At 72.0% G+C, this 7,823-nt stretch carries 8 protein-coding genes; 3 read left to right on the top strand and 5 right to left on the bottom strand.

Annotated features, from left to right (window positions below; all coding sequences use genetic code 11):
• The coding region (locus B7767_RS10455; RefSeq protein ID WP_143652330.1) for a hypothetical protein at positions 1-251 on the bottom strand (251 nt) is incomplete at its 3' end.
• A 381-nt stretch (positions 252-632) separates the two neighbouring features.
• On the opposite strand from B7767_RS10455, the gene B7767_RS10450 reads away from it, so the two are divergent.
• Positions 633-1,364: a hypothetical protein gene (locus tag B7767_RS10450; protein WP_085571953.1), complete on the top strand. Its 732-nt coding sequence runs from the start codon at positions 633-635 to the stop codon at positions 1,362-1,364.
• Between the two features lie 636 nt (positions 1,365-2,000).
• A complete protein-coding gene (locus B7767_RS10445; protein ID WP_085571952.1) occupies positions 2,001-3,065 on the top strand; it encodes an alpha/beta hydrolase family protein in 1,065 nt (354 codons plus the stop codon).
• Between the two features lie 74 nt (positions 3,066-3,139).
• On the opposite strand, the gene B7767_RS10440 is transcribed toward B7767_RS10445, so the two are convergent.
• Positions 3,140-3,832, bottom strand: a complete 693-nt coding sequence (locus tag B7767_RS10440; protein WP_085571951.1) for a LysM peptidoglycan-binding domain-containing protein — start codon at positions 3,830-3,832, stop codon at positions 3,140-3,142.
• A 303-nt stretch (positions 3,833-4,135) separates the two neighbouring features.
• On the opposite strand from B7767_RS10440, the gene B7767_RS10435 reads away from it, so the two are divergent.
• The gene (locus B7767_RS10435; RefSeq protein WP_085571950.1) at positions 4,136-4,876 is read left to right on the top strand and encodes a lytic polysaccharide monooxygenase; all 741 of its coding nucleotides are present in this window, start codon (positions 4,136-4,138) and stop codon (positions 4,874-4,876) included.
• 121 nt (positions 4,877-4,997) lie between these two features.
• Here the strand turns inward: B7767_RS10435 and B7767_RS10430 are convergent, their stop codons facing one another.
• The 3 genes from B7767_RS10430 to B7767_RS10420 all read right to left on the bottom strand — a co-directional run bounded on the left by B7767_RS10430 (position 4,998) and on the right by B7767_RS10420 (position 7,513).
• On the bottom strand, positions 4,998-5,348 hold the full coding sequence (locus tag B7767_RS10430; protein ID WP_085571949.1) for a MazG-like family protein: 351 nt from the start codon (positions 5,346-5,348) through the stop codon (positions 4,998-5,000).
• Between the two features lie 293 nt (positions 5,349-5,641).
• The gene (locus B7767_RS10425; protein WP_085571948.1) at positions 5,642-6,436 is read right to left on the bottom strand and encodes an SDR family oxidoreductase; all 795 of its coding nucleotides are present in this window, start codon (positions 6,434-6,436) and stop codon (positions 5,642-5,644) included.
• 75 nt (positions 6,437-6,511) lie between these two features.
• On the bottom strand, positions 6,512-7,513 hold the full coding sequence (locus B7767_RS10420) for a Gfo/Idh/MocA family protein (RefSeq protein ID WP_085571954.1): 1,002 nt from the start codon (positions 7,511-7,513) through the stop codon (positions 6,512-6,514).
• Positions 7,514-7,823: the final 310 nt, after the last annotated feature.

Genomic DNA, 7,823 nt, shown 5'->3' with positions numbered 1-7,823 from the left:
CGCAGGTCCCGCAGGCCGGTGCGGGGGGTGACGGGCAGCGGCTCCGGACCGGTACCGCCCTCCCCGGCGGCGACGGCCTCCCCGCCCGGCTCGGCGGCGCGCCGCGCCTCGGCCTCCGCCCGGCTCCTCGCCTCGTCCTCGCGCTGCTTCCAGGTGTTCAGCAGCCCCGCCTTGAGATCCTTGGGCAGCACCTCGGCGAGGTAGTGCGCCGAGAAGTAGTCTCCGCGGTTGACCAGGGAGTCGTACGTCATGTCCCGTCTCTTCTCAGGGATTCACAGGGCGAGGGGTGTCCGGGTCCGGGCCCGGGACGCGCCGGTCTGCTGGACGGTCACCCCGCTGCCTCCCTCGCCCGTCGTGGGTGCTGTCGCCGCCGTTGTTGTACCGCTCCACTGTGCCCTACGTGCGGCACACCGCGTGAACCACCCTTACCGGGGCAGATGCGCAGGTCAAGGGTCGGCGGCGGTCGCGGGGCGATGCCCCGGGGCGCGGAGGGCCACCGCCGGGGCGTACCAGGAGTGCGCGCTCCGCCCCCGGATCGTGCCGTGACGGCCCGCGGGGTGCGGCGATAAAAGGAGTGCGGGTGTTCGAGCAGGTGGGATACGGTCCTGCTCGTTCGAAGGGGGGAACGCGACATGGCGAAGCTGAACCAGATCATCGCTGTCGAGAAGGGTGTCAAGAGCAAGTCGCTCCAGGACATCACCGCGGCGCACCACAAGGTGCAGAAGCCGGCGCTGCTGGCCGGTATCTCGCGTACGTACCAGCCGAAGGACGAGGAGGGCGAGCAACTGCCGCCCGAGTCGACCCGGGTGCAGGTGCAGGGCGAGGACGTGCTGCGGGAGATGGCCGCCTCGCTGACGCGGCTGTTCGACGTGACCGCGACGAAGGACTGGGCGAACTGCGCGGCCCGCGCGGACGTCACCGTCGACGGACGGACGATCGTCGCCGACGTCCCGGTCAGCTACCTGCTCTTCCTGGAGAAGCAGCTCGCCGACCTGCACACCTTCGTCAAGAAGCTCCCCACCCTCGACGCCGCCGAGTCCTGGTCCCACGACCCGTCCACGGACTGGTGGAAGACCGACCCGGTGCGCACGATCCGTACGAAGAAGGTCCCGCGCAACCACGTCAAGGCGGAGGCGACCGAGAAGCACCCGGCGCAGGTCGAGGTGTACTACGAGGACGTGCCCATCGGGTACTGGACCACCGTGAAGTTCTCCGGGGCGCTTCCCGCGCGGCGGGTGAACGAGCTGGTGGAGCGGGTCGAGAAGCTCCAGCAGGCCGTGAAGTTCGCCCGCGAGGAGGCCAACGGCGCCGAGGTCACCGACAAGCGGGTCGGCGACGCGGTGTTCGGCTACCTGTTCGGCTGACGCCGGACGAGGTGGCCGTCATGATCGCCCCCGCGTGCGAGCGCGGGGGTGCGCTACCGGCGCGGGCCGGAAATGAGGACCGGTCCGCGTGATGAGCGCAAGCTGACACTGAAGTTCAGCCTGAAGAAGCGGTGACAGTGAAGGTTCGAGTCCTTCCCCCGGCACAACAGCCCGACACCGGGCCGGGGTGGCCCAACATGGCAGAGGCAGCCGCGGTCAATCTCAGACTCTCGCTCCAGTCTCAGCATCGCCGCCGATCGCCGGATCGACCGGGGACGGACGAACGCCGTCGGATGCGAGTTCGACTCTCGCCTGCGCCTCTTGCACGGCGCGGTAGTTCAAAGGAAGAACACGACGGCATGATGACTGATCCGTCCTCTTAAACGCCGCCGGCGTGCGCAATTGGGTGGCATCCCCAGGGGCCCGGGAGCTGGATACGACTCCCGGGCTCCGCCACGTCCGGCGACCCGAGGCGGGACCGCGTTCCGGAAGGGGACCAGGACCGTCCACGCACCCGTCCGGAGTCCCGCTCCCGAGGGGCAACGGCCGACGGCGGGTGCGCCACGGGATCACCGTCCGTGCGCACACGGCTCGAACGGGTGAAAATGCTGACGTCCCCCACGTGACGGAGGTCGGATGTCCTGGCGCTCTGCGCGGCTGCGGCTGCGACTGCTGCTTCCCCTGGTGATCGCGGGTTTCCTCCTGCCCGCGGAGGGCTCCGTGGCGTACGCCGGCGGGAATGTCCCGGCGCCGCACCACGGTGCCCGGGTCGTCGCCGAGGAGGACGTCGGTGAGCGGCTGGTCGACCTCACGGTCGACTCGCCCGCCCTGGGGCGCACGGCGAAGGTCCGGCTGCTGACCCCGGACGGCTGGGAGGACCGGCGGCCGGGCCGGAGCTGGCCGGTGCTCTACCTCCTGGTCGGCGGTGACGGCAACCACAAGGCCTGGACGGAGGACTACGACGCCCGACTCCAGGAGCTGCCCGAACTCCGGGACGTGCTCGTGGTGATGCCCGAGATGCCGCTGTTCGGCTTCTACAGCGACTGGTACAACGACGGCCGGGGCGGCCCGCCCGCCGTGGAGACCTTCCACCTCCGGGAGGTGCGCCCCCTCCTGGAGCGCCACTACGGCGCCGGCCTCCGCCGCGTGGCCGCGGGCGAGTCGCAGGGCGGATTCGGCGGGCTCTCCTACGCCGGCCGCCACCCCGGGCTGTTCCGGGCGGTGGCGAGCTACAGCGGTTACGTCCACCCCCTGCAGCATCCGCACGCGGTCCGGGCCGCGATGACCTTCCTGGGCCTGGACTGGAAGGCGCTGTGGGGGGACCCGGTCGCCCAGCGCCTGAACTGGGAGGCCCACGACCCGTACCACCTGGCCGACCGGCTGCGCGACACCCCCGTGTACCTCTCCAGTGGCGACGGCAGGGTGGGCGTGCTCGACCCGCCGGGCACGCAGCCCGACCCTGAGGTTCCCGGCCTTGAGGACCCGTCCGACCCGTTCCCCGACGACGTCGTCTCACCCACCGAGACGATCATGGAGCGGGAGTCCCGTGCCCTGGCCGCGCGCCTGGAGTCCGTCGGAACCCCGGTGACGACGCACTTCTACGCCGGCACGCACGACCCGCCGTACTGGGTGCGGGAGTTCCGCAGGTCCCTGCCCGTGCTCCTGCACGCCCTGCGCGGCGCCACCGGTCACGAGGGCTGAACGGCCACGGAGCCCGCCCGGGCGCGGTGTCCGGCCGTCGGGTCACCCCGCCGGAGGTGACCCGACGAAGCCCGTCAGCCCTGGGCGGGCGGATCCGCGAGCGCCTCCGTCAGGCAGGCGACCGGGTCCTCCTCCTCCATGACGCAGGTGACGAGCGGTTCGAGGAGTTCGAGGAGCGCACCGCTGGAGACCTCCTCCGGGAAGCCGAGGTGTTCCAGCAGCAGGGGGACCTGGTCGAGCAGCAGGGGGATCCGGTCGAGCAGCACGGGTACTTGGCCGAGCATCCCGAGGAGGCAGTCACCGATGTCCTCGGGTGCCTCCGCTCCGGGGCAGAGCGAACCGCCGATCAGCTGCGGATGCCGGTCCAGAACGTGTTCCAGGGCCGCACGGACGGCCTTCTCGCCGGCCTTCAGCACGGCGGGGTCCGGGACGGCCAGCTCGGTTCCGGGGAAGATCCAGTGGCCGGTGCCGCTGCCGTCGTGCCCGTGGTCCCGGGCGGTCCTCTCGATCGTCTCGGCGTTGGCCCCGAAGAGGACCCACCATTTCATCCCGTCGCCGTAATGGTCGTCGGCGATCTCCCACAGGGTGTTTCCGCTCGCCACGGTGTGGGTCTCGTGACGCGTCTGCTCCTTCGCGTGCCCGGCCGGCCGGTGCGGCCGGGCACGGTCTTCCAGGGCCGCTGCCTGACTCGTGGCCAACAGCATCGAGCCGGCCGCCAAGCCGCTGATGAGGGTCAGAGCCGGGCCGCGGCGGCGTATGTGCCGCATGTTCAGCCTCCCGAGGTGAACGCATACTGTGACAAACCCTCACGCTAGGTCGCGGCATGCGGTGCGGCGCGGCCACTGAGCCGATCGGCCCCGTCCGCCGATTCCCTTCGTGTGAACCCTTGACCGTCCCCCGTGTATCGGTATGGTCTAGACCTAGTCGCTGAGGTCTAGACCTCTATTCCGTTCACCCCAGCCTCGGTCAGGCCGTCGGCCGGGCGGGGGTGCGGGACGCGTGCGGCGGCGCCCACGGCAGGGCCGCCCTCGCGGGCGGCCTCGACGTACACCGAAGGAAAGGGATATGTCATGAGCACGAAAAGGCGAGTGGCGGTCGCCATCGGAGCGCTGGTCGCTCCCCTGCTCGCCGTCAGCCTCCCGGCGGGCTCGGCCCACGCCCACGGCTGGGTGACCGACCCCGGCAGCCGGCAGGACCAGTGCGCCGAGGGCGTCGTCGACTGCGGTCAGATCACGTACGAGCCGCAGAGCGTCGAGGGCCCGAAGGGCCTGCGCAGTTGCAGCGGCGGCAACAGCCAGTTCGCCGAGCTCGACGACGACAGCAAGGGCTGGCGCGTCACCCCGGTCGGCACGAGCCACACCTTCAACTGGCACCACACCGCCCGGCACGCCACCGACACCTGGCAGTACTTCATCGGCAACACGAAGATCGCCGAGTTCGACGGCCGTGGCGCGCAGCCGGCCGCGGACGTCGCCCACCAGGTGAACTTCGGCGGCTTCACCGGCCGCCAGAAGGTCCTCGCCGTCTGGAACGTGGCCGACACCTCCAACGCCTTCTACGCCTGCGTCGACGTCAACATCGGCGGCGGTGGCGGCGGCGGTGGCGGCGACGGCGGAGGTGACGGCGGAGGTGGCGGTGGCGGCGAACCGGGCGACTGCGCCGCGCCGGTCTGGAACGCCGCGAGCGTCTACACCGGCGGGAGCACCGTCTCCCACGACGGCCGCACCTGGCGCGCCAAGTGGTGGGTGACGGGCGAGGAACCCGGCACCACGGGGGAGTGGGGCGTCTGGCAGGACCTCGGAGCCTGCTAGCCGTTCCCCGGGGAGCGGACCGGTGCGGCGCGCGCCGCACCGGTCACCCGTCGCGGGTCCGCGCTCCCGGCGACGGCCGCACCGGCAGGATCTGCCGGGCCTGGCCCGCCGGGCCCCCGCTTCAGGCGCCGAGCGAGCGGTGCGTGACCCGGGCCAGGTGGCCGGCGAAGACCTCACGGGCGTCGGGGGTGAGGGTGCGCAGGGCCACCAGCGCCGTGACGGCGACGTCGCACAGCTCCGACTGGACGTCGTCCCAGGTGTGCGTGGTGCCCTTGCGCGGGTTCTGGCCGGTCGCCCCGATCACCGCCTCGGCGACCTCGCCCACCTCCTCGGAGAGTTTGAGGATCCGCAGCAGCAGACCCTCCCGGCCGTCGACCGGACGGTTCGCGTCCAGCCAGCCGCACAGGCCGTCGATGGAGTCCCAGAGATCGGAGGGCGGGAGGTCGGAGGGCGGGGGCAGGTGGTCGCTCATGAGGGCCGAGCCTGGCACAGGGCACTGACAGGCACCGGCGCCGAGCGACGGCCGCCGGACGGTTCACACGGCAGCCGTTCCACCCACCGGTGCGTACCCGCGGTCCCGCGCGGGTCCACCCCCATCCCGGTGGCGTGGAACGGCTGCCGTCTCCCCCCTGGACATGGCCTACGGAAGAAACCCGCTCCAAGTGTGAAGCTTTGGTGGAGGAGAGTTGAGCATAAGTCCGCCACCGGCCGCAATGGTGCGGACTTAGAAATTCCGTTTGTGCAGGGTCCGTTCGCCGGAAGGGCTCAGCCCCGGCCCACGTACGGCATCGTCGTCGCCAGTACGGTCGCGAACTGCACGTTCGCCTCCAGCGGCAGCTCCGCCATGTGCCGCACCGTACGGGCCACGTCCGCGACGTCCATCACCGGTTCCGGGGCGGTCTCCCCGTTCGCCTGGAGCGCCCCGGTCCCCATGCGCTCCGTCATGTCGGTGGCCGCGTTGCCGATGTCGATCTGGCCCACCGCGATCCGGTACGGCCGCCCGTCCAGCGAGAGGGACTTGGTGAGGCCGGTCAGCGCGTGCTTGGTCGCGGTGTAGGCGACCGAGAGGGGGCGCGGCGTGTGCGCGGAGATCGAGCCGTTGTTGATGATCCGGCCGCCCCGGGGGTTCTGCTCCTTCATCCGCCGGTACGCCGCCTGCGCGCACAGGAACGCCCCGTTGAGGTTGGTGTCCACCACGTGCCGCCAGGCCTCGTACGGCAGTTCCTCCACCGGCACCCCACCGGGGCCGAACGTCCCCGCGTTGTTGAACAGCAGGTCCACCCGGCCGAAGCGCTCGACGACGGCCGCGAACAGGGCGTCCACGTCCTGCGGACGCGACACGTCCGTCCGTACGACCAGCGGCCCGCCGCCCGGCCCGCTCCCTGTCTCCCGCGCCGCCAGCGCCGCCGTCCCCTCCAGCGTCTCCTCGCGGCGCCCCGCCAGCGCCACCGACCACCCCCCGCGCGCCAACTCCACCGCCACCGCGCGCCCGATGCCGGAGCCCGCCCCGGTGACCACGGCGACCCTCGTCCGTCCGTCCGTCTGCTGCCTGGAAGTCATGAGGCCGGAGCGTAGGGGAGGGAGCCGGGGTCCGGGCGGCCCGCCCGGACCCCGGCCACCGGGGGCGGGTGTCACTCAGCGGGTCTCGCCGGGGTAGCGCACGCCGACGCGGTCCCGGATCGCGTCGAGGGTCCGCATCACGGCGAGGGTGCCGTCGAGCGGGACCAGCGGGGACTCGGTCTCGCCGGCCCGCAGGGCCCGCATCACCTCGACGGCCTCGTGCCGGAGGCTGTCGCGGGGGCCGTCGGCCGGGTCGGCCGTGAACTCCTCGGCGTCACGGCCGTCCCGGTGCAGCACGAACCGGTCCGGGAAGAAGAAGCCGGACGGAATGTCGATGCGGCCCTGTGAACCGGTGATCGAGGCGTAGGTCGCCGTACCGCCCACGATGGAACAGTGCACCGAAGCGAGAGCACCGCTCTCCCACGAGAGCAGCGCTCCCGTCTGGAGATCGACGCCCTCCTCCGAGAGCATCGCCCGCGCCGTGACGTCCGACGGCTCCCCGAGCAGCAGCTGCGCGAACGACACCGGGTACACCCCCAGGTCCAGCAGGGCGCCCCCGCCCAGCGCCGGGTCCCGCAGCCGGTGCGCCGCCGGGAACGGCCCCGAGAGGCCGAAGTCCGCCTGCACGTGGCGCACCTCGCCGATCGCGCCGTCGTCGACCAGCGCCTTCAGCCGCCGCACCATCGGATGGCAGTACGTCCACATGGCCTCCATCAGGAAGCGCCCGTTGCCCCGCGCCAGCGCGACCAGCTCCTCCGCCTCCCGCGCGTTCAGCGTGAACGGCTTCTCGCACAGCACGTTCCGCCCGGACTCCAGCATCAGTCCGGCCGCCGTGCGGTGCGCCGTGTGCGGGGTGGCGACGTAGACGACGTCGACCTCCTCGTCGAGCGCCAAGGACTCCCAGTCGCCGTACGCCCGCGGTATCCCGAACCGCTCGGCGAACGCCTTCGCCGGCTCCACCGACCGCGACGCCACCGCCACGACCTCCGCGTCCGGCACGTCCGCCAGGTCCGCGGTGAACCTCGCGGCGATCCCCCCGGTCGCCAGGATCCCCCAGCGCACCTTCTGCTCCGTCATCTGTCCCACCCTGATCGTGTCGTTCGTCACATCGTGAACGAATGTCGGTGGAAGCGCTCCCATGACATCGCCGTTGACGCCGAGCACTCCGTACGAGCTGAGAGCATAGGGAGCCGATGGCATGGAAAGGGAGGGGCCACATGCCCGAGGGTGGGGCGTCCATATCGAACTCGTCAGCGAGCCCGGCAACCGGCTCGGCGGCGAACCCGACAGCGGACCCGGCGCGGAACACGGCACCGGACCCGGCCCGGCGGGCCGCCGGCCCGGACCTGACGGCGGCGGAGGCGGCGCTGCGCGCGACCACGGCCGC

The sequence above is a fragment of the Streptomyces sp. 13-12-16 genome, assembly GCF_002114215.1.
Lineage (GTDB): Bacteria > Actinomycetota > Actinomycetes > Streptomycetales > Streptomycetaceae > Streptomyces.
The sequence above is the reverse complement of the archived record's forward strand: the minus strand, read 5'-3'. Positions and strand labels throughout refer to the sequence as shown.